This is a genomic window from Gemmobacter caeruleus, assembly GCF_008271655.1.
Taxonomy (GTDB): Bacteria; Pseudomonadota; Alphaproteobacteria; order Rhodobacterales; family Rhodobacteraceae; genus Gemmobacter; species Gemmobacter caeruleus.
The window spans coordinates 104679-122852 of the sequence record NZ_VKKX01000011.1; the positions used below are offsets into that span (position 1 = coordinate 104679).

The window sequence follows — 18174 nt, forward strand, 5'->3', positions numbered from 1 at the left end:
GGCTTGACGCCGCCTGCCCCGGCGTCCTTCATGCGCCGGGGCAGGGAGGGCAAGCCGATGATCCGGGACTTTGGCAAGGATGCGCAGGGCGCGGGCGTGCAGGCGATCAGCTTTGGCGCCGGGGGGCTGCGGGCCAGGGTGCTGACCCATGGCGCGATCTTGCAGGATCTGCGGCTGGAGGGGGTGGATCACGGCCTCACCCTCGGGTCGGATCGCATGGCCGATTATCTGGGGCCGATGTGCTATCACGGGCCCATCGTCGGGCCGGTGGCGAACCGCATCTCGGGCGCCCGCGCGCAGGTCGGCGCCCGCGATTGCCGGTTCGAGGCGAATGAAGGCGGGCGCCACTGCCTGCATTCCGGCCGCAGCGGCAGCCATGCCCGACCCTGGCAGATCGCCGCCGCCGGCCCCGATCACCTGACCCTCACGCTGGATCTGGCCGATGGCGAGGGCGGCTTTCCCGGCCATCGCCGCATCACCGCGCTCTGGCAGGCGCTGCCGCCGGCGACATTGCGCCTGACGATCCGGACCGAGACCGACGCCGCGACACTGGTGAACTTCACCAACCACTCCTATTGGAACCTTGATGGCGCGCGCGACTGGTCCGGCCACCATCTGCGCATCGCCGCCGACCGCGTGACCGAGGTCGATGCCGATCTGATCCCCACCGGCCACCTGCCCGAGGTCGCGGGCACGCCGCTCGATCTCAGGGTGGGGCGGGCGATCCGTCCCGGCGATCCGGTGCTGGACACGAATTTCTGCCTCTCCGACACGCCCCGCCCGCTGCGTGAGGTGCTGTGGCTGACCGGGCAAACCGGGCTGCGCCTTGCTCTGGCCACCACCGAACCCGGCGTGCAGGTCTACGACAATCGCGTGCCGCTGCGCCCGGGTGCCGCCCCGCATGAGGGCCTCGCCATCGAGCCGCAGCATTGGCCCGACGCGCCGCATCAGCCGGGTTTCCCCTCGATCCTCCTCGCGGCGGGGGCAAGGCGTGACCAGATCACCGAATGGCGCTTCACGCGCTGATCCGGCCTTTCATCTGTTCAAAAATATCCTCGGGGGTGAATTGGGCCGCAGGCCCAAGAGGGGGCAGATAGCCCCCTTCTGCGCGGCTCAGATCCCCGCGCCCCGCCCGGCATTTTCAAACCAGTCCACGATCTGCTGGCGCTCTGCCGGTTCGATGAAACTCAGGTTCGCGGGCGGCATGGCATGGGTCAGCCCGGCCAGCACATAGATGCGCCGCGCCTCATGCGCGATCTGTTCGGGGGTTTCCAGCATCACCCCCTTGGGCGCCCAATACATCCCCTCCCAGGAGGGTTCCGCCGCATGGCACATCGAACAGCGCCCCTGCACGATCGAGGTCACATCCTCAAAGCCCGGCGCGCTGGCATAGACCAGCGCCTGCCCCTTCAGCGCGGCCTGTTCCCCCTCTACCGCCGCCGGACGGATTGAGGACAGCCAGGCGATCAGGATCATCAGCACCACCGTCGCGGCCCAGGTCCAGTAGGGCGCGCCCTTGCGGGCATGCTGGGTGTTGAACCAGTGCCGGATCGTGACCCCCATCAGGAAGACGAGGCTGGCGATGATCCAGTTATACTGGGTCGCGAAGGCCAGCGGATAATGGTTCGACAGCATCAGGAACAGCACCGGCAAGGTGAGATAGTTGTTATGCGTGCTGCGCTGCTTGGCGATCTTGCCGTATTTCGGGTCGGGCTTGCGCCCGGCCTTCAGGTCGGCCACCACGATGCGCTGGTTCGGCATGATGATGAAGAACACATTGGCCGTCATGATGCTGGCGGTGAAGGCCCCCAGATGCAGCAGCGCCGCGCGGCCCGAAAAGACATGGGTGTAGAACCAGCTCATCCCCACCAGCACCGCGAACAGCGCCACCATGACAAGCGTCTGGTTCGCGTTCACAAAGGTCTTGCAGATGGTATTGTAGGCGATCCAGCCAAAGGCCAGCGACGCCATGGAGATCAGCACCGCCTGCCAGGTGGCAAGCGCCATCACCGCCGGATCGACCAGATAGAACTCCGCCCCCAGGTAATAGACCAGCACCAGCATGGTAAAGCCGCTGACCCAGGTCATGTAGCTTTCCCATTTGAACCAGATCAGGTGATCGGGCATCGCGGCCGGGGCGACCAGATATTTCTGGATATGATAGAATCCCCCGCCATGGACCTGCCACTCCTCGCCATCGGCCCCCGAGGCCAGGTTGCGGTCGCGATGCAGGCCCAGATCCAGTGCGATGAAATAGAAGCTCGACCCGATCCAGGCGATCGCGGTGATCACATGGGTCCAGCGGACCGCGAATTCGATCCATTCCCAGATGACGACGAAATCATACATCGGTGGGCTCTCCCATGGCCTGCTGTTGAAAAAGGTATACCGAGGCACTGCTTTTCGGATAATTCCATCAAATGCGGGATCACTTTCAAAAGCCCGCAGAAAATGGGGCGCCGGGCGCATGTCTTACGTCAACAATATAAAGATGTTCGTGCGTGTCTATGAATTGGGCAGCATGAGTGCGGCGGCCCGCGATCAGCGCACCTCGCCCGCCGTCGCCTCGGCGCGAATCTCGGAACTGGAAAAGCATCTGGGCGTGCGGCTGTTCAACCGCACCACGCGCAGCCTGCAACCGACCGAGAATGGCCGCATCTTCTATGAGGGCGCCCGCAAGGTGCTGGAGGCCATCGACGAGGCCGAAGCGGCGGTGGTCGATGTGACGCAGAACCCGCGCGGCACGATCTATGTCGCGGCGCCGCTGGGCATCGGGCGGCGCTTCATCGCGCCGCATGTGCCGGCCTTCAAGGATCTCTATCCGCAGATCGACGTGCGGCTGCGCCTCTCCGACCGCAATGTGGACGTGACGGCCGAGGGGCTGGACGTGGCCTTTCATCTGGGCCTGCTGGAGGACAGCACGCTCAAGGTCCGGTTGGTGGCCGATTGCCCGCGCGTCTTGTGCGCGGCGCCCGATTACATCGCCCGGCGCGGCGATCCGGTCGATGGCGCGGCGCTGGTCGAGGATCGGCATGATTGCCTGAATCTGCGCTTTCCCGGGGCGCGCGAATTCCAGTGGACGCTGCAAACCCCCGAAGGCCCGCGCCGCTTTGACATCGGCGGCCCTTTTGAAAGCGACGATGGCGATGTGCTGACGGGATGGGCGCTGGACGGGCGGGGCATCGTGATGAAGCCGATCTTCGAGGTGGCGGAATATCTGCGCGACGGGCGGCTGGTCCTGGTTGCGCGCGCGACGCCCCCCCTGCCCACGCAGTTGTCCTGCCTCAGCCAGCACCGGCGTTTTCGCGACCCGAAGATCCGGCTGTTCGTCGATTTCATCATCCAGCGCATCAAGGCCGACATGGCGGCACGGATGAAGGATCTGGTGCTGGAACCGGGTTCTGCCGGCGGCGTTTGATCGCGGGGAATGCGAACAGGGGCATGACGTGACAGTCGATCCGGCGACGATCTGTGTGGTGGCCAATCCGGGATCGGGGCGCAACAGCCGCGACCGTGCGGCGATCGACCGCGCCATGGCGGCCTTTGGCCCGCAGGTGACGTTGCGCCGCTGGCGCAAGGGCGCCGATCTGGATGCCTTTGTGCAGCAGGCGGTGGCGGACGGGTTTTCGACCATCGTCGCGGCGGGGGGCGATGGCACGGTGATGGGCGTGGCCCACGCCCTTCTGGGTCGCGACGCGCATCTGGCGGTGCTGCCGCTGGGCACCTTCAACTATTTCGCGCGCGGCCTTGGCCTGCCGCAAGACCCCGAAGCGGCGGCGCGCGCCATTCTGGCCGGCCATCCGCGCCGCGTGTCGGTGGGCACGGTGAACGGCCAGCTGTTTCTCAACAATGCCAGTATCGGGATTTATCCCACCATTCTTCAGGCGCGCGAGGATATCTATGCCCGGATGGGCCGCTCGCGGCTGCTGGCGCATTGGTCGGTGCTGCGCACGCTGCTGCGGTTTCAGCGCCCCCTGCGGATGGAGATCAAGGCCGATGGCGCGGCGCTCACGCTCAAGACCCCGCTCGTGTTCATCGCGCGCTCGGCCTATCAGCTCGCGAATTTCGGGCTGGCGGGCGGGCAGGCGATCAGCGACGACAAGTTCGTGCTGTTTCTGGCGCGCGGCGGCACGCGCTGGCATCTGATCAAGCTGGCGCTGCGGCTGGCACTCCGGCGGGTGCAGATCGGGCGCGACGTAGAATTGCTGACCGCGCATGAGATCGACATCGTGACCGCCAAGCGCCGCCCGCGCGTGGCCTTTGACGGCGAAAAGCGCAAGATGCGCGCGCCGCTGGCCTTTCGGATCAAAGAGGCCGCGCTGTCGATCATCGTGCCCGACGCCGCCGACCGGGTGGTCGCATGACGCGGATCGTGCATCTGTCGGATCTGCATTTCGGTGCCCTTTCGCCGGGGCTGGAGCCGCCTTTGCGCGCCCGCATCCGCGCGCTGGCGCCGGATCTCGTCATCGTTTCGGGCGATCTGACACAGCGGGCGCGGGCCGGGCAATTCGCGGCGGCGCGGGCCTTTCTGCACGGGCTGGGCCCGCCGGTCGTCGCGGTGCCCGGCAATCACGACATCCCGCTTTACAACCTGCTGGCGCGGGTCTTCTGGCCGTTCCGGGCCTATCGCCATGGCTGGTCGCCGGATCTGGAGCCGGTCTGGCAGGGCGATCACGCGGTGGTGGCCGGTATCAACAGCGCCAATCCGCTGGCCTGGAAACAGGGTCGCATCACTGACCGGCAGCTCGATCACCTCGGGCGGGTCTTTGCCGGGGCGGGGGACCGCGCGCGGGTCGTGTTCCTGCATCATCCGCTGGAACATCTGCCGGGCGAACGGCAATGGCTGATGCAGGGGGCGGCGCGGGCGCTGCGCGTGCTGCCGCAGATCGGGGCGCAGATCGTGCTGTCGGGCCATGTCCATGTCAGCCATGCCGGCCCCTTTACCGCCGCGCCGGGCCTCTTGTTCGTGCAGGCGGGCACCGGCCTGTCGCATCGCCGGCGGGCCGAGGCCAATGCCTTCAACCTGATTGACCTGACGCCGGGCCGGGCGCGGGTGCAGACCATTCTGGCCGATGCCGAGGGGGATTTCGACGTGATGGGGGCGGCGCGTGACTTCGCCCTTGGCTGATCTGCCGCTGCCGGCGCCCTATGCCGCCAGCCTGCGGCCCGGCACGTCCGAGACGCTGGTCATCGCCTTTTCCTCGATCGGGCATGACCCCGACCGCATGCCGGAACCCGAGTTTCGCCGCATCGCCCCCGGCACGGATCGCCCGGCGCTGTTCTTTCGCGACGCAGACCGTAGCTGGGCCAGCGCGCCGGGCTGGGCAGAGGCGCTGCAACAGGCGGTCGCCGCCGCCGCCGCACACCAGCGCTTCGCACGGATCGTCACGCTGGGCGTGTCGATGGGCGCGGTCGCCGCCTTGCGCGCGGCCGACCTGCTGCCGGTGGCGGCGGTGCTGGCCATCGGCCCGCAAAGCGATGCCAGCGGTGACGCGCGCTGGCGGGCCTGGACGGCGCGGCAGGCGATCCCGCCCTGTCCGCTGCCGCAAGGGCCATGGATCGTGTTGGCCCATGGCCTGCAAGACGATGCCGGACAGGCCGCCGGTTTTGCGCCGCGCAAGGGCGTCGATCATTTGCTCTTTGCCGGTCAGGGCCATGCCAGCCTTGCCCCGCATCTGAAACGCCACGGGCTGCAAGGCATGGTCGATGCGCTGGCCGAAGGCGACCGCCGCCGCCTGTTGCGCATCGCCACGGCGGCAGGCGGCGCGCGGCGTCAGCTGCCGCGATAGGTGGAATAGGCAAAGGGCGAAATCAGCAGCGGCACATGGTAGTGCTGCCCCGCATCGGGAATGCCAAAGCGAATCGGGATCTCGTCCAGAAACAGCTCACCCGCCCCCGCCTGACCGCTGGCGCGCAGATAATCGCCCGCCTGAAACACCAGCTCATAGCGCCCCGGCGCCATTGCATCGCCCGAGAGCATGGGCTGATCGGTGCGGCCATCGGCATTGGTCACCGTCTCGGCGATCTTGCGATAACCATCGGCACCCAGCCGGAAAAGCGCGATGCGCACCCCCGCCGCAGGCTTGCCGCGCGCCGTATCGAGAACATGGGTCGTCAAACGTCCGCCGGCCATTCGCCTTTTCCTTTCGCTGCTGTCTTTGGCCGCATCCTGCCCCGGATTTGCCGCTCTGGCGACCGCGCAGATGCAGCAAAACTCTTTCCGCGATTTTTTGAAAAAACTTTGCGCAGACCGCGCCTAATCTATCGGCAAGCAAGAGGTGCCCCATGCCTGACCGTTATCCCCGAGATTTTCGCGGCCATGGGCCGAACCCGCCCGACGCGCAATGGCCGGGAGGCGCGAAGATCGCGATTTCCGTCGTGCTGAACTATGAGGAGGGCGGCGAGAACTGCCTTCTGCATGGCGATGCGCAGTCGGAGGCCTTCCTGTCCGATATCGCCGGCGCGGCGCCCTGGCCGGGGCAGCGGCACTGGAACATGGAATCGCTCTACGATTATGGCGCCCGGGCCGGTTTCTGGCGCCTGCATCGACTTTTCGTCGAAAAGTCGATTCCCGTCACGATCTATGGCGTGGCGACCGCGCTGGCCCGCAACCCCGAACAGGTCGAGTCGATGAAGGCCGCCGGCTGGGAAATCGCGAGCCACGGGTTGAAATGGGTCGAACATCGCGACATGTCCCCGGAGGAGGAGGCGCGCCAGATCGCCGAGGCCTTTCGCCTGCATACCGAGGTCGTGGGCTCCCCGCCGCAAGGCTGGTATACCGGGCGCTGTTCGATGAACACCGTGCGGCTGACCGCCGAGACCGGGCAACTGGCCTGGATTTCCGACACTTATGACGACGATCTGCCCTATTGGCGCGAGGTGGGCGACCGCGACCAGCTGGTCATCCCCTATACGCTGGAGGCGAATGACATGCGTTTCGCCACCGCGCCGGGCTATGTCACCGGAGCGCAATTCTTTCAGTATCTGAAGGACAGTTTCGACACGCTTTATGCCGAAGGGCAGGCGGGGCGGGCCAAGATGTTCTCGATCGGGTTGCATAACCGGCTGATCGGCCGGCCGGGCAAGATGGCGGGGCTGGCTCAGTTTCTCGATTATGCGCAATCGCATGAGGGGGTGTGGTTCCCGCGCCGGATCGACATCGCGCGGCACTGGGCGGCCACCCATCCGCATCGCCGGTTCGAGCGGCCCTCGCAGATGGATCGTGCGCGCTTCGTGGCGCGCTTTGGCGGCATTTTCGAACATTCGCCCTGGATCGCGGAACGCGCGTTCGACTTGGAGCTGGGGCCCGCGCATGACAGCGCCACGGGGTTGCACAATGCCTTGGCGCGGATGTTCCGTTCGGCCAGCGCGGAAGAGCGGCTGGGCGTCTTGCGTGCCCACCCCGATCTGGCGGGCAAGCTGGCGCAGGCAAAGCGGCTGACGGCGGAAAGCACCGCCGAACAGGCGAGCGCCGCGCTTGACGCGCTGACCGATGACGAACGCGCGACCTTTACCCGGCTGAATGCCGATTATGTCGCCAAGCACGGCTTTCCCTTCATCATCGCGGTGCGGGACAACTCCAAGGCCAGCATCCTTGCGGCCTTCGACACCCGCATCGGCAACGATACCGAAACCGAATTCGCCACGGCCTGCGCCCAGGTCGAACGCATCGCCGCGCTGCGGCTGAAGGATTTGCTGCCATGACCGGCTATTACGCCCCGCCCGGCGGCCTGCCGCCGCAAACCGCGCTGATGACGCAGCGCGCCGTGTTCACCGAGGCCTATGCCTTTATCCCGAAGGGCTGCTTTTCCGATATCGTCACCAGCTATCTGCCGGGCTGGACGAAGACCCGGCTCTGGCTGATCGCGCGGCCGATGACCGGCTTTGCCGAGACCTTCAGCCAATATGTGATGGAGGTGGCGCCCGGCGGCGGGTCGGACGCGCCCGATGCCGAAAACGGCGCCGAACACTGGCTGTTCTTCACCGCTGGCCTCGCCACGCTGACCATCGACGGCGCGGGATATGAGATGGATGCCGGCGGCTATGCCTATATCCCCCCCGGCGCGCGCTGGACACTGCTGGCCGAAGGCGCGGCGCCGGCGCGGTTCCACTGGCTGCGCAAGCTTTACGAACCCGCGCCGGGCGTCGCGATGCCCGAGGCGATCGTGATCAATGAGCGTGACGTGCCGGTGCGCTGGATGCCCGATACCGGCGAACGCTGGGGCACGACCCGCTTTGTCGAACCCGAAGACCTGCGCCACGATGCCCATGTGAACATCGTGACCTTCCGCCCCGGCGGCGTGATCCCCTTCGAGGAAACGCATGTGATGGAGCACGGGCTTTATGTGCTGGAGGGGAAGGCTGTCTACAAGCTGAACCAGGACTGGGTCGAGGTGGAGGCAGGCGATTTCATGTGGCTGCGCGCCTATTGCCCGCAGGCCTGCTATGCCGCCGGGCCGGGGCCGTTCCGCTATCTGCTCTACAAGGATGTGAACCGCCACGCCAAGCTGCGCGGGCCGGGGGCCTTTGGGCGATGAGCGCGCATTTTCGTCGAAAATGCGGGGGTGCGGGATGGTGATCGTGGCGCAACCGCTGACCGCCGCGGCCTTTGCGCCCTTTGGCGACGTGCTGGCGGCGACGGGCGATTTCCGGCTGATCAACGAGGGGTTCTGCCAGCGCCACCATGACCGGGCAAAGCTGGATTTCGGCCCCGGCGGCCGGGCGGGCATCTCCATCTTCAAGGCGGTGCCGCGTGTCCTGCCCTATGTCTTTGATCTGGTGGAGCGTCACCCCGAGGGCAGCCAGGCCTTCGTGCCGATGTCGGATGACCCGTTCCTGGTGATCGTTGCCCCGGATGAGGGCGGCCGGCCCGGCACGCCGCTGGCCTTTGTCACCGATGGCGCCCAGGGCATCAACTTTCACCGGGGCACCTGGCATGGGGTGCTGACGCCCCTGCACGCGCCGGGGCTGTTTGCCGTGATCGACCGCATCGGCCCCACCCCCAATCTGGAAGAGCATCGCTACGCGCAGCCCTTCACGATCCCTCCGCCCTGAAGGCGGCGGTTCTAACCGGACCGCGACCCTCGGGGGAGGCGCGGAGACGGCGCGAAAAAACAACATCCCCCGCAGGAAAGGGATATTGATGACAACCTCCTCCGTGCATCCGGTGGACGAGATCCTGCCACCGCAAAAGCTGTTCACGCTGGGGCTGCAACATGTGCTGGTGATGTATGCCGGCGCCGTTGCGGTGCCGCTGATCGTGGGACGCGCGCTCAAGCTGGAACCGGCCGATGTGGCCTTTCTGATCTCGGCCGATCTGTTCGTCTGCGGTATCGCGACGCTCATTCAGTCGCTGGGCGCGACGCAATGGTTCGGCATCCGCCTGCCGGTGATGATGGGCGTGACCTTCGCCGCCGTGGGGCCGATGGTCGCCATGGCCAATGCCAATGGCGGGCCCGAGGGCGCGCGGGCGATCTTTGGCGCCATCATCGCGGCGGGCATCATCTCCATGCTGATCGCGCCGCTGGTGTCGCGCATGCTGCGCTTCTTTCCGCCGGTGGTGACGGGCACGATCATCCTGGTGATCGGGGTCAGCCTGATGCGGATCGGCATCAACTGGATCTTCGGCAACCCCGTCGGGCCGACCGCGCCGATGATCGTCGATCCCGCCCATGCCGACTGGCTCAAGGCCGCGACCGAGGGCGCGGTGGCCGCAGGGCTGCCCGAGGTGCCGGCGAAACTGGCGGCGGCGCCGACGATGCCGAACCCGGCCTACGCCCCCCTGGGCAATATCGGCGTTTCGGCCATCGTGCTGGTGTCGATTCTCATGATCGCGCGCTTTGTCAAGGGGTTCATCGCCAATATCTCGGTGCTGCTGGGCATCGTCATCGGCTGTCTTGTCGCCATCGCGACCGGCGCCATGACCTTTGGCAAGGTGGCCGAGGCCAAGGCCTTTGCCCTGATCACGCCGTTCCATTTCGGCATGCCGAGCTTTGATCCGGTGATGATCGTGACCATGGTTCTGGTCATGATCGTCGTGATGATCGAATCGACCGGCATGTTCCTCGCGCTTGGCGACATGACCGGCAAGAAGGTCGATCAGGCGGCGCTTTCCGCCGGGCTGCGCACCGATGGTCTGGGCACGCTGATCGGCGGTATCTTCAACACCTTCCCCTATACCTCGTTCAGCCAGAATGTCGGGCTTGTCGGCGTGACGGGCATCAAGAGCCGCTTTGTCTGCGTCGCGGGCGGGGTGATCCTGATCGTGCTGGGGCTGATCCCCAAGATGGGGGCGCTGGTCGAAAGCATCCCGACCATGGTGCTGGGCGGCGCGGGCCTTGTGATGTTCGGCATGGTGGCGGCGACCGGGGTGCGCATCCTGGCGGGGGTGAACTTCACCACCAATCGCAACAACCTTTTCATCGTGGCGGTCAGCCTCGGCTTCGGGATGATCCCGCTCATCGCGCCGAATTTCAAGCAATGGATGCCGCATGGCATTCACCCGCTGATCGAAAGCGGCATCCTGCTGGCCTCGATCGCGGCGGTGCTGCTCAATGCCTTCTTCAACGGCGCCTCGGGCAGCATGGAGGATGCGCGGGCGGCGGCGGCGAAGGCCGATCACTGAACCCGACATGCGATGTCGCCCCCGGCCTTGCCGCCGGGGGCGATTTGCTGTTGGGTCGGGGTATGACCGATACAAGCCTTGCCCCGATCCTCAGCGCGGCGCCGCCCGGCCATACGGCGGAAGACAGCCTTGACCTGCTGACCCGGCATTGGGGCCTGACAGGCCGGCTGGATCGGCTGACATCCGAGCGGGATCTGAACTGGCGGGTGACGTCGCCAGAGGGGCGCTTCGTGCTGAAATTCGCCAATGCGGCCGAGGATCCGGCGGTGACGCGGTTCCAGAACGGCGCGCTGGATCATGTCGCGGCGCGCGATCCGGCCCTGCCGGTGCCCCGGGTGATCCGCAGCCTGACCGGCGCGCCCGATGTGACACTTCCCGATGGCAGCCTGCTGCGGCTGCTGAGCTGGGTTGACGGGGTGCCGATGCACCTGACTGCCTCCAGCCCGGCGCAGCGGCGCGTTCTGGGGGCGATGGCGGCGCGGCTGACCCGCGCGCTGGAGGGGTTTGACCACCCCGCGGCCAACCATGAACTGCAATGGGATCTGAAACAGGCCGCCGGCCTGCGCCCGCTCTTGCCCGCCATTGCCGATGCCGGGCTGCGCGCGCGTTGTGGCGGCTGGCTCGACTGGTTCGACAGGGTCCGCCCCCGGCTTGATCGCCTGCCCTGGCAGGTCGTTCATGCCGATCTCAACCCGCATAACGTGCTTTGCGCGCCGGACGATCCCGACCGCATCGCCGGCGTGCTGGATTTCGGCGATATGGTGCGCACGCCGCGCATCTGCGATCTGGCGGTGGCGGCGGCCTATCATGTGCAGCCCGGCGCCGGGCTGGCCTCGCTGGCCGAGGTGACGGCGGGCTGGGCCGCGATCCTGCCGCTGACGCCGGACGAGGCCGCGCTGCTGCCCGGCCTGACGGCGCTGCGCATGGTCACCACGCTGGCCCTGACCAGCCACCGCGCCGCGCGCTGGCCCGACAATGCCGTCTATATCCTGCGCAATTTCCCCTCGGCCGAGGCGGGGCTTCTGGCCCTGCCGCCGGCCCCTGATGACCTGACCCAAGGACCGATGCCATGACCCGCGACACCATGCCCAATGCCTTCCGCGCCGGTGCGGTTGACCTGCCCCCGGCCGAGGCCGCGCTGGTCGCCCGGCGGCAGGCAGCGCTTGGCCCGGCCTATCGGCTGTTCTATGAACGCCCGCTGCATCTGGTGCGCGGCCAAGGCGTCTGGCTTCACGATGCCGAGGGGCGGGCCTATCTCGACACCTATAACAACGTGGCCTCCTGCGGGCATTGCCACCCGCGCATCGTGCAGGCCATGGCCGATCAGGCGGCGACTTTTGCCAGCCATACCCGCTATCTGCATGACGGCGTGTTGCGGCTGGCCGAACGGCTGCTGGCGACCCTGCCGCCCGAGATCGGCCACATGATGTTCACCTGCACCGGGTCAGAGGCCAATGACCTCGCGCTGCGCATCGCGCGGGCGGCGACAGGGGGCAGCGGCATCATCGTCACCGAAAACGCCTATCACGGGGTCACGGCGGCGGTGGCGGGGTTTTCGCCCTCGCTCGGGCCGGGGGTGCCGCTTGATCCGCATGTGCGCGCGGTGCCGGCGCCGATGGGGCGCGACTTCGCCGCCGATGTGCAGGCCGCCATCGACGACCTGATGCGCCACGGCATCAAGCCCGCCGTGCTGATCGCCGATACGGTGTTTTCCTCGGACGGGGTGATTGTCGATCCGACGATCCTTGCCCCCGCGGTCGCCGCCATCCGCGCCGCGGGCGGGCTGTTCATCGCCGATGAGGTGCAGCCCGGTTTCGGACGGCTGGGCCGGGGCATGTGGGGCTTTGCCCGGCACGGGGTCATGCCGGACATGGTCTCGATGGGCAAGCCGATGGGCAATGGCTATCCGCTGGCCGGCCTCGCGCTGCGCCCCGAGGTCATCGCCGAATTCGGCGCCCATGCACGCTATTTCAACACGTTCGGTGGCAATGCGGTGGCGGCGGCGGTCGGCAATGCCGTGCTGGACGTGATCGAGGATGAGAGGCTGATCGCCAATGCCCGCGATGTCGGCGCGGCCTTCGCCACCGGGCTGCGCGATCTGGCTAGCCGCCATGCCGCACTCGGCGCGCTGCGTGCCGAAGGGTTGTTCCTCGGACAGGATATCACTACCGACGGCACGCCAGATGCCGCCCGGGCGGGCCGTATCGTCAATGCCATGCGCGACGAAGGCGTGCTGATCTCGGCCACCGGGCCGAAGGGCCATGTGCTGAAAATCCGCCCGCCGCTGACCTTCAGCCCCGAGAATGTGGCCTTCTTCCTCGACCGGCTGGAGCGGGTGCTGCGCCGCATCGGCTGACGCTCTTGCCTTTGCTTCTTGCCGAAATACTCCGGGGTCCGGGGCAGCGCCCCGGTCCGCAGGTGCCACAGGCGCCTCAGCCCATCAGCCGCGCCACATCCAGCATACGGTTGGAAAAGCCCCATTCATTGTCATACCAGCCAAAGACCCGTAGCATGCCGCCCCGGGTCACGCGGGTCTCCGGGCAGGCCATGACGATGCTTTCGGGCCGCGCCCGCAGATCGGTCGAGACCAGCGCGCGTTCGGTCGCGCCGATCACGCCGCCCTCGGCACGAAAGGCCGCGTTCACCGCCGCCACCGTCGCCGGGCGTTCGGTCATCACGCAGAGATCCACCGCCGAGACGCTGGCCGTCGGCACCCGCACCGCCGACCCCTCCAGCCGCCCGGCCAGTTCCGGCAGCACCAGATCGACCAGCCGCTGCGCCGATGTCGTCGTGGGCACCATCGACAGCGCCGCCGCACGAGACCGGGCGAAATCCGCGGCGGGGGCGTCTACCGTGGGCTGGCTGCCGGTATAACAGTGGATCGTGGTCATCGACCCGGTCACGATGCCCCATTCGCGATGCAAAAGCCGCGCCAGCGGCGCCAGCGCATTGGTGGTGCAAGAGGCATTCGACACGATGGGCTGATCGGTCAGCCCGGCCTCATTGGCGCCCAGCACCACCGTAAAATCGGCGGCCTTGGACGGGCCAGAGATCAGCACCCGCCGCGCCCCGGCCCGCAGACCGCGTTCGGCCACCTCGCGCGCATCGGCACGACCCGTGCATTCCATCACCAGATCGGTGGCATGCAGATCCAGCGTCGAAAGATCGGGCGTGCGGTGCAGCGCGATGGCGCGGCCATTGACGATCAGCGCCCCGGTCTCCAGCGCGACACTGCCGCGAAACGGGCCAAAGACGCTGTCATATTCAAACAGATAGGCGCACATTTCCGGGGTGGCGATGTCGTTGATGCCGCAGATCTCGATCCCCGGCGCGGCACCCTCGGCCCAGGCGCGCAGCACCGACCGCCCGATCCGGCCAAAGCCATTGATGAAGACGCGCATCCCGGCCTCCTGTTTCCTGCCGCAGATTGACCACGGCGCGCGCCGGGATGCAATTGATTTATTTGATCAAATTGTGACCGATACAAGCCCGCGGGGTGATTTCAGGCGCGTTCTAGTGCGATCAGGTGATTGTCCCACTGCAAGGGCAGCGCGGTCAGCGGCGCCAGCCCGTCCCGCGTCAGCCGCGACAGCGCGCCATTGCCATCGGTCACCACAAAGCCGCCCGGCCCGTCGGCCACGCCGCAGGCATCGGCGCGGCGCAGGTTGCGCAGGAAGCTGCCCCGGTCGTCAAACACCTGCACCGTGCCGCCCTTGGGCGAGGTCAGCGCGATCTCGCCCGTCGCGCGGCCATAGGCGATGGACCCCGCATAGTTGCGCATCGCGTCGCCCAGTTCCAGCGGCGGGGCGTGAAAGCTCAGCCGGCCGTCGTTCCACAGCGCGAGCAGGGGCGGCATCTCGGCCGGGTCGCCCTCCCATTGCAGGGCGCAGGCGGCGCGGCCATCGGGCAAGAGCGCCAGGTGGCGGAGCGAGTTCTGCCGCAACGCCTCGGGCGGTTCGGCCAGCGATACCAGCCGCCCCTCGGGCGTCAGGCGCGCCAGATTGGGCCGCATGGTCGGGATGTTCAGCTTGCTACGGTCGGTCGATTCGGTGGCGATGCCGCCATTGGCGACCAGCAGATCGTCGGAAAACGGCAGGCGGCGCAGGTCATGCGGGCCGATGCCGTGGCTGGCAATCTCGTCCAGCCGCTGCCAGCTGGTGCTGTCCCACAGCCCGATCCGCCCTTCGGAGGTGTCGGCCCGCTGCTCGGCGGTGTAAAGCACCGCGCCATCGGCGGAAAAGGTGCCATGCCCGTTGAACTGCCGCCCCTCGGGCGGGGTCAGGCGGGCCTGCACCGTGCCGCGCGCGCAGTCGATCACCAGCGCGTAAAGGCCGGGGCGGCGGGCAAAGGCCACGGCCAGCGGGCGGCGCGGATGGGCGGTGGCGGCATGGCCGCGCGCGGGCAGGGGCAGGGCGAACAGGCTGTCGCCGCCGGTGGTCAGCCCGTGCAGGGCAAAGCCCCCCGCATTGGTCTGGGCGGCGGCAAGATAGGCGGGGCTGCCGGCATCGGCCCAGGTCAGGCCGGGCGCGGCCGTCGCCGCCAGAAGGCTGGTGAGGAAACCGCGGCGCTGCATCGGCTCAATCCCCGTCCGCGGCGTTGAAGCCCACGCCCGCCCCCAGGGCAGGGGCAAGCTCTGCCAGCGCCGCATCGCGGGCGGCACGGATGGATTGCGCCAGGATATCGGCCTTGAGCCACATCTGCGGTTCGGCCAGACGGGCCAGATCGACCGCGCCTGCCTGCGCGATGGCACGGTCAAACGCGGCTTCGGTCTGCGGGATCGGCTGGTGCAACCGGGCTGCCAGATCGCGCAGCGCCGCGAGCGACAGCGCGATATTGCGCGCCGACCGGCCCGAGGCGCGGGCCTCCGCCCGTTCCGGTCGCGGGGTGTCGAAGGTGCCCAGCGGTCGGCCGATGCGGGTGTCGGCGTTGAATTCCAGCCCGGTGATCAATGCGGTCAGCAGCGCCTGCCGGGTCTCGGTTTCGGTCAGGTAGCGCCCGCCGGGGCCGGGATGCAGCAGCGCCGCGGCAAAGCCGTCCTGCCAGCCCGCGCGGGTTTCCGCGGCCATGCGCGCCAGATCGCGCGACAGCGCATGGATCAGATCGCAGTCATAGCCCTGCGGCGCGGCCTCTGCGTAAAGCAGCCGTTCCAGCCCGAACAGCCCGCGCAGCGCGACCGATTGTTCCGCCATGCTGGCCGGGGCCAGCACCGCCGGATCGGCGGCGCGGCGCAGCGCCTCGGTCTGGCGGGCGCCGATCCCCTTGGGGTCGGGCCAGAAGGCGATGGCCAGCGCGCGGCCCTCCTCCTCCACCGGGCCAAGGCGCAGATGGGCGATGCCCAGCCAGGCGTCAAAGGCATCGTTCCAGCGAGCCTGCAAGGGCGCGGCGTCGCAGGTGGTTTCCGCCGCCAGCGCTGCGGTGGCGGTGGCAAAGCGGGTCAGCCCCGGCAGGGCATGGTCGCGCACGGCCTCGGCCACATCGGCATGGGCGGGGGCCGCGGCGGCCAGGCACAGAATCAGGCAAAGGCGTTTCATCACAGGCTTTCCAGATAGGCGATCAGGGCGGCGCGGTCTTCGGCCGGCATCGCGGCCACGGTATCGCGGGCGGCCTCGGCCTCGCCGCCATGCCACAGGATCGCCTCCAGCAGGGAACGCGCGCGGCCGTCATGCAGGAATTGCCTATGTCCCGAAACCTGTTCGGTCATCCCGATGCCCCAGAGCGGCGCGGTGCGCCATTCGCGGCCCGTCGCGCGCCCCTCGGGGCGGTTGTCGGCCAGCCCTTCGCCCATGTCATGCAAGAGCAGGTCGGTGAAGGGCCAGATCAGCTGAAAACTTTGTTCCGGCTGGTCTTTCAGGCGGTTGGTCACGAATTTCGGCACATGGCAGGCGGCACATTGCGCCTGATGGAACAGCGCCTTGCCGCGCAGCACTGTTGGGTCGTCCAGCCCGCGCCGTTCGGGCACGGCGAGGTTGCGGGAATAGAAGGTGACCAGATCGAGGCTCTTGCCATCCACCTCCAGCCCGTCGCGCAGGCCGGGTTCCTGCCCGTGTTCGGCACCCCGGCAGGCGGTCTGGCCGTCGCTGCATTCGCCCCAGGGCGCGGGGTGCAAGGGGTTCGACAGGCCCATATCGCCGGAAAACGCCCCGGCGCTTTGTTCGCGCACAGTGGGATTGCCGGCCTTGTGGCCGAACCGGCCCAGCATCGGCACGCCATATTCCACGCTGGGCACGATATTGGCGCGGCCGGAGATCCCGTCGCCATTGGCATCGTCGGGGTCGGCATGGGCCAGGATATCGGCGGCGGGAATGGCCTCCAGCAGGCCCAGCCCGATCATCTGGGGCGCCACGCGCGGCGACAGCATCGTGTCGGGATGCAGCGCGCCATAGCCCGCATCCGTCACCGCATAAGTGGGCGCGCGCAGGCTGACCACGCTGCCATCCGCCAGCGTTACCGGCACCTCGTGCCAGTCGATCCGCATCTGGCCTTCGGGCGCATGGCCGGGGGCGCCGAAATCCTGCAACTGGCCGCCATAGACCGGCTCGGGCAGGGTGGCGAGCCAGTCTTCGATGCCGGGCACCGGATCGCCGCCCGGGATCGACAGCCGCAGAAAGATCGACACGCGCGGGTCGTCCGGCCCCTCGGGCGTATGGCCGCGCCCGTCCTTCAGGTGGCAATCCTGACAGGCGCGGGCGTTGTATAGCGGCCCCAGCCCGTCAGAAGCCTTGGTTGAGGCCGGCGCCGCGACCCAGGTCTTGCGGAACAGCCCGTTGCCCAGCTTGAAATCCATCTCGCGGGCGAAGGGCATATTGGCCGAACTGTGGGAAAAGGCGTCGGCCGTATCGGTCGCGCGCACGGTGGCGGCACCGCCGGGCTTGTCCTCAAAGGGTTCGGGGCGGCTGAAATCCTCGGGCGGGGCCAGCACCCCGGCGATGCGGGCGGCTTCGGCCTGGCTGCGCGGCATCACGGGCAGGTGGCGGTCATCCAGCGTCTGTGCAACCGCCAGTCCGGCGGCCAGAGGCGAAAGGGTCAGGAGCAGGGCGGAGCGAAAGATCATGCGAGTCATCTGGCCGGTTATTTTCCGAGTGTATTTATCGGAAATTTGCCGGCCAGCGCAATGCGTCACTTTCGTCTTTGTCGATCAGGGCAGCAGGCTGTGGATCAGCGCCTTGATCTCGTCCCGGTCGGTGCCGGCGATGATGCGGCCCTGTTCGGTATCGCCCTTGAAGGCGATCAGGGTGGACCGGCGCGGCACGTTCAGCCCGGTGGTAAAGGGGTCATCGGCGAACTGATCCCAGTCGAGCGACAGAAAGGTGATCTTCTGCGCAAGGCTCGGGTCTTCCTCCAGCAAGGCGCCGATCACCTTTTCCTGGGCGCGACAGGTGGAACACCAGCTGGCCTTGAAATCGACAAAGACCGCCTCGCCCCGCGCCTGTGCCGCCTGCACATCGGCGGGGGTGGCGGGTTTCACGGTGTCAAAACCCGCGGCAAAGGCGGCCACGGGGGCCAGCAGGGCAAGGGCGATCAGGCTGCGGCGCATCAGGATCATGGGAACC

18 protein-coding genes are annotated in these 18174 nt (G+C 67.7%); 11 read left to right on the top strand and 7 right to left on the bottom strand.

Annotated features, from left to right (window positions below):
• Positions 1-57 precede the first annotated feature (57 nt).
• Complete coding sequence (locus tag FOA17_RS02845; protein ID WP_149139976.1) at positions 58-1026, top strand: aldose epimerase family protein; 969 nt, start codon at positions 58-60, stop codon at positions 1024-1026.
• A gap of 87 nt (positions 1027-1113) precedes the next feature.
• Here the strand turns inward: FOA17_RS02845 and FOA17_RS02850 are convergent, their stop codons facing one another.
• The gene (locus tag FOA17_RS02850; RefSeq protein ID WP_149139977.1) at positions 1114-2349 is read right to left on the bottom strand and encodes a urate hydroxylase PuuD; all 1236 of its coding nucleotides are present in this window, start codon (positions 2347-2349) and stop codon (positions 1114-1116) included.
• 118 nt (positions 2350-2467) lie between these two features.
• Between FOA17_RS02850 and FOA17_RS02855 the strand changes: the two genes are divergently transcribed.
• From FOA17_RS02855 to FOA17_RS02870, 4 genes are read left to right on the top strand one after another with little or no spacing between them, the layout of a single operon-like run.
• Positions 2468-3418: a LysR family transcriptional regulator gene (locus FOA17_RS02855; protein WP_149139978.1), complete on the top strand. Its 951-nt coding sequence runs from the start codon at positions 2468-2470 to the stop codon at positions 3416-3418.
• Positions 3419-3446: 28 nt separating this feature from the next.
• Positions 3447-4364, top strand: a complete 918-nt coding sequence (locus FOA17_RS02860) for a diacylglycerol/lipid kinase family protein (protein ID WP_149139979.1) — start codon at positions 3447-3449, stop codon at positions 4362-4364.
• Positions 4361-5128: a metallophosphoesterase family protein gene (locus FOA17_RS02865; protein WP_149139980.1), complete on the top strand. Its 768-nt coding sequence runs from the start codon at positions 4361-4363 to the stop codon at positions 5126-5128. Before FOA17_RS02860 ends, FOA17_RS02865 begins: the two co-directional genes overlap by 4 nt.
• Positions 5121-5789, top strand: a complete 669-nt coding sequence (locus FOA17_RS02870; RefSeq protein WP_203232258.1) for a hypothetical protein — start codon at positions 5121-5123, stop codon at positions 5787-5789. The genes FOA17_RS02865 and FOA17_RS02870 overlap by 8 nt, the downstream gene beginning before the upstream one ends.
• Here FOA17_RS02870 and uraH read toward each other — a convergent pair.
• Entirely contained in the window at positions 5774-6133 is a 360-nt protein-coding gene (uraH, locus tag FOA17_RS02875) for a hydroxyisourate hydrolase (protein WP_149139982.1), read from the bottom strand. The two genes, FOA17_RS02870 and uraH, sit on opposite strands and share 16 nt — an antisense overlap.
• Before the next feature lie 152 nt (positions 6134-6285).
• Between uraH and puuE the strand changes: the two genes are divergently transcribed.
• From puuE to FOA17_RS02905, 6 genes are all read left to right on the top strand, one after another.
• A complete protein-coding gene (puuE, locus tag FOA17_RS02880) occupies positions 6286-7704 on the top strand; it encodes an allantoinase PuuE (RefSeq protein WP_149139983.1) in 1419 nt (472 codons plus the stop codon).
• Positions 7701-8537 carry a bifunctional allantoicase/(S)-ureidoglycine aminohydrolase gene (locus FOA17_RS02885; RefSeq protein WP_149139984.1) on the top strand — a complete coding sequence of 279 codons (837 nt, stop codon included), beginning with the start codon at positions 7701-7703 and terminating at the stop codon, positions 8535-8537. Before puuE ends, FOA17_RS02885 begins: the two co-directional genes overlap by 4 nt.
• Positions 8538-8571: 34 nt before the next feature.
• Positions 8572-9054, top strand: a complete 483-nt coding sequence (locus FOA17_RS02890) for an ureidoglycolate lyase (RefSeq protein ID WP_149139985.1) — start codon at positions 8572-8574, stop codon at positions 9052-9054.
• 88 nt (positions 9055-9142) lie between these two features.
• Complete coding sequence (locus FOA17_RS02895; RefSeq protein WP_149139986.1) at positions 9143-10624, top strand: nucleobase:cation symporter-2 family protein; 1482 nt, start codon at positions 9143-9145, stop codon at positions 10622-10624.
• 62 nt (positions 10625-10686) lie between these two features.
• The gene (locus FOA17_RS02900) at positions 10687-11697 is read left to right on the top strand and encodes a phosphotransferase (RefSeq protein WP_149139987.1); all 1011 of its coding nucleotides are present in this window, start codon (positions 10687-10689) and stop codon (positions 11695-11697) included.
• The gene (locus FOA17_RS02905; protein ID WP_149139988.1) at positions 11694-12980 is read left to right on the top strand and encodes an aspartate aminotransferase family protein; all 1287 of its coding nucleotides are present in this window, start codon (positions 11694-11696) and stop codon (positions 12978-12980) included. Before FOA17_RS02900 ends, FOA17_RS02905 begins: the two co-directional genes overlap by 4 nt.
• Before the next feature lie 76 nt (positions 12981-13056).
• On the opposite strand, the gene FOA17_RS02910 is transcribed toward FOA17_RS02905, so the two are convergent.
• The 5 genes from FOA17_RS02910 to FOA17_RS02930 form a co-directional block, all read right to left on the bottom strand.
• The gene (locus tag FOA17_RS02910; RefSeq protein WP_149139989.1) at positions 13057-14025 is read right to left on the bottom strand and encodes a type I glyceraldehyde-3-phosphate dehydrogenase; all 969 of its coding nucleotides are present in this window, start codon (positions 14023-14025) and stop codon (positions 13057-13059) included.
• Positions 14026-14126: 101 nt separating this feature from the next.
• Positions 14127-15197, bottom strand: coding sequence for a DUF1513 domain-containing protein (locus FOA17_RS02915; RefSeq protein ID WP_149139990.1), 1071 nt, complete (start codon positions 15195-15197; stop codon positions 14127-14129).
• A gap of 4 nt (positions 15198-15201) precedes the next feature.
• Positions 15202-16155: an imelysin family protein gene (locus FOA17_RS02920; protein WP_149139991.1), complete on the bottom strand. Its 954-nt coding sequence runs from the start codon at positions 16153-16155 to the stop codon at positions 15202-15204.
• Positions 16155-17675 carry a di-heme oxidoreductase family protein gene (locus tag FOA17_RS02925; RefSeq protein WP_238991708.1) on the bottom strand — a complete coding sequence of 507 codons (1521 nt, stop codon included), beginning with the start codon at positions 17673-17675 and terminating at the stop codon, positions 16155-16157. The genes FOA17_RS02920 and FOA17_RS02925 overlap by 1 nt, the downstream gene beginning before the upstream one ends.
• Before the next feature lie 84 nt (positions 17676-17759).
• A complete protein-coding gene (locus tag FOA17_RS02930) occupies positions 17760-18167 on the bottom strand; it encodes a thioredoxin family protein (protein ID WP_149139993.1) in 408 nt (135 codons plus the stop codon).
• Between the last annotated feature and the right edge of the window lie 7 nt (positions 18168-18174).

What these genes read in the sequence shown, in the direction of transcription:
- FOA17_RS02845 (WP_149139976.1), top strand. Translation starts at nt 58, where the DNA reads ATGATCCGGGACTTTGGCAAGGATGCGCAGGGCGCGGGCGTGCAGGCG.
- FOA17_RS02850 (WP_149139977.1), bottom strand. Translation starts at nt 2,349, where the DNA reads ATGTATGATTTCGTCGTCATCTGGGAATGGATCGAATTCGCGGTCCGC.
- FOA17_RS02855 (WP_149139978.1), top strand. Translation starts at nt 2,468, where the DNA reads ATGTCTTACGTCAACAATATAAAGATGTTCGTGCGTGTCTATGAATTG.
- FOA17_RS02865 (WP_149139980.1), top strand. Translation starts at nt 4,361, where the DNA reads ATGACGCGGATCGTGCATCTGTCGGATCTGCATTTCGGTGCCCTTTCG.
- uraH (WP_149139982.1), bottom strand. Translation starts at nt 6,133, where the DNA reads ATGGCCGGCGGACGTTTGACGACCCATGTTCTCGATACGGCGCGCGGC.
- puuE (WP_149139983.1), top strand. Translation starts at nt 6,286, where the DNA reads ATGCCTGACCGTTATCCCCGAGATTTTCGCGGCCATGGGCCGAACCCG.
- FOA17_RS02885 (WP_149139984.1), top strand. Translation starts at nt 7,701, where the DNA reads ATGACCGGCTATTACGCCCCGCCCGGCGGCCTGCCGCCGCAAACCGCG.
- FOA17_RS02890 (WP_149139985.1), top strand. Translation starts at nt 8,572, where the DNA reads ATGGTGATCGTGGCGCAACCGCTGACCGCCGCGGCCTTTGCGCCCTTT.
- FOA17_RS02895 (WP_149139986.1), top strand. Translation starts at nt 9,143, where the DNA reads ATGACAACCTCCTCCGTGCATCCGGTGGACGAGATCCTGCCACCGCAA.
- FOA17_RS02900 (WP_149139987.1), top strand. Translation starts at nt 10,687, where the DNA reads ATGACCGATACAAGCCTTGCCCCGATCCTCAGCGCGGCGCCGCCCGGC.
- FOA17_RS02905 (WP_149139988.1), top strand. Translation starts at nt 11,694, where the DNA reads ATGACCCGCGACACCATGCCCAATGCCTTCCGCGCCGGTGCGGTTGAC.
- FOA17_RS02910 (WP_149139989.1), bottom strand. Translation starts at nt 14,025, where the DNA reads ATGCGCGTCTTCATCAATGGCTTTGGCCGGATCGGGCGGTCGGTGCTG.
- FOA17_RS02915 (WP_149139990.1), bottom strand. Translation starts at nt 15,197, where the DNA reads ATGCAGCGCCGCGGTTTCCTCACCAGCCTTCTGGCGGCGACGGCCGCG.
- FOA17_RS02920 (WP_149139991.1), bottom strand. Translation starts at nt 16,155, where the DNA reads ATGAAACGCCTTTGCCTGATTCTGTGCCTGGCCGCCGCGGCCCCCGCC.
- FOA17_RS02925 (WP_238991708.1), bottom strand. Translation starts at nt 17,675, where the DNA reads ATGATCTTTCGCTCCGCCCTGCTCCTGACCCTTTCGCCTCTGGCCGCC.
- FOA17_RS02930 (WP_149139993.1), bottom strand. Translation starts at nt 18,167, where the DNA reads ATGATCCTGATGCGCCGCAGCCTGATCGCCCTTGCCCTGCTGGCCCCC.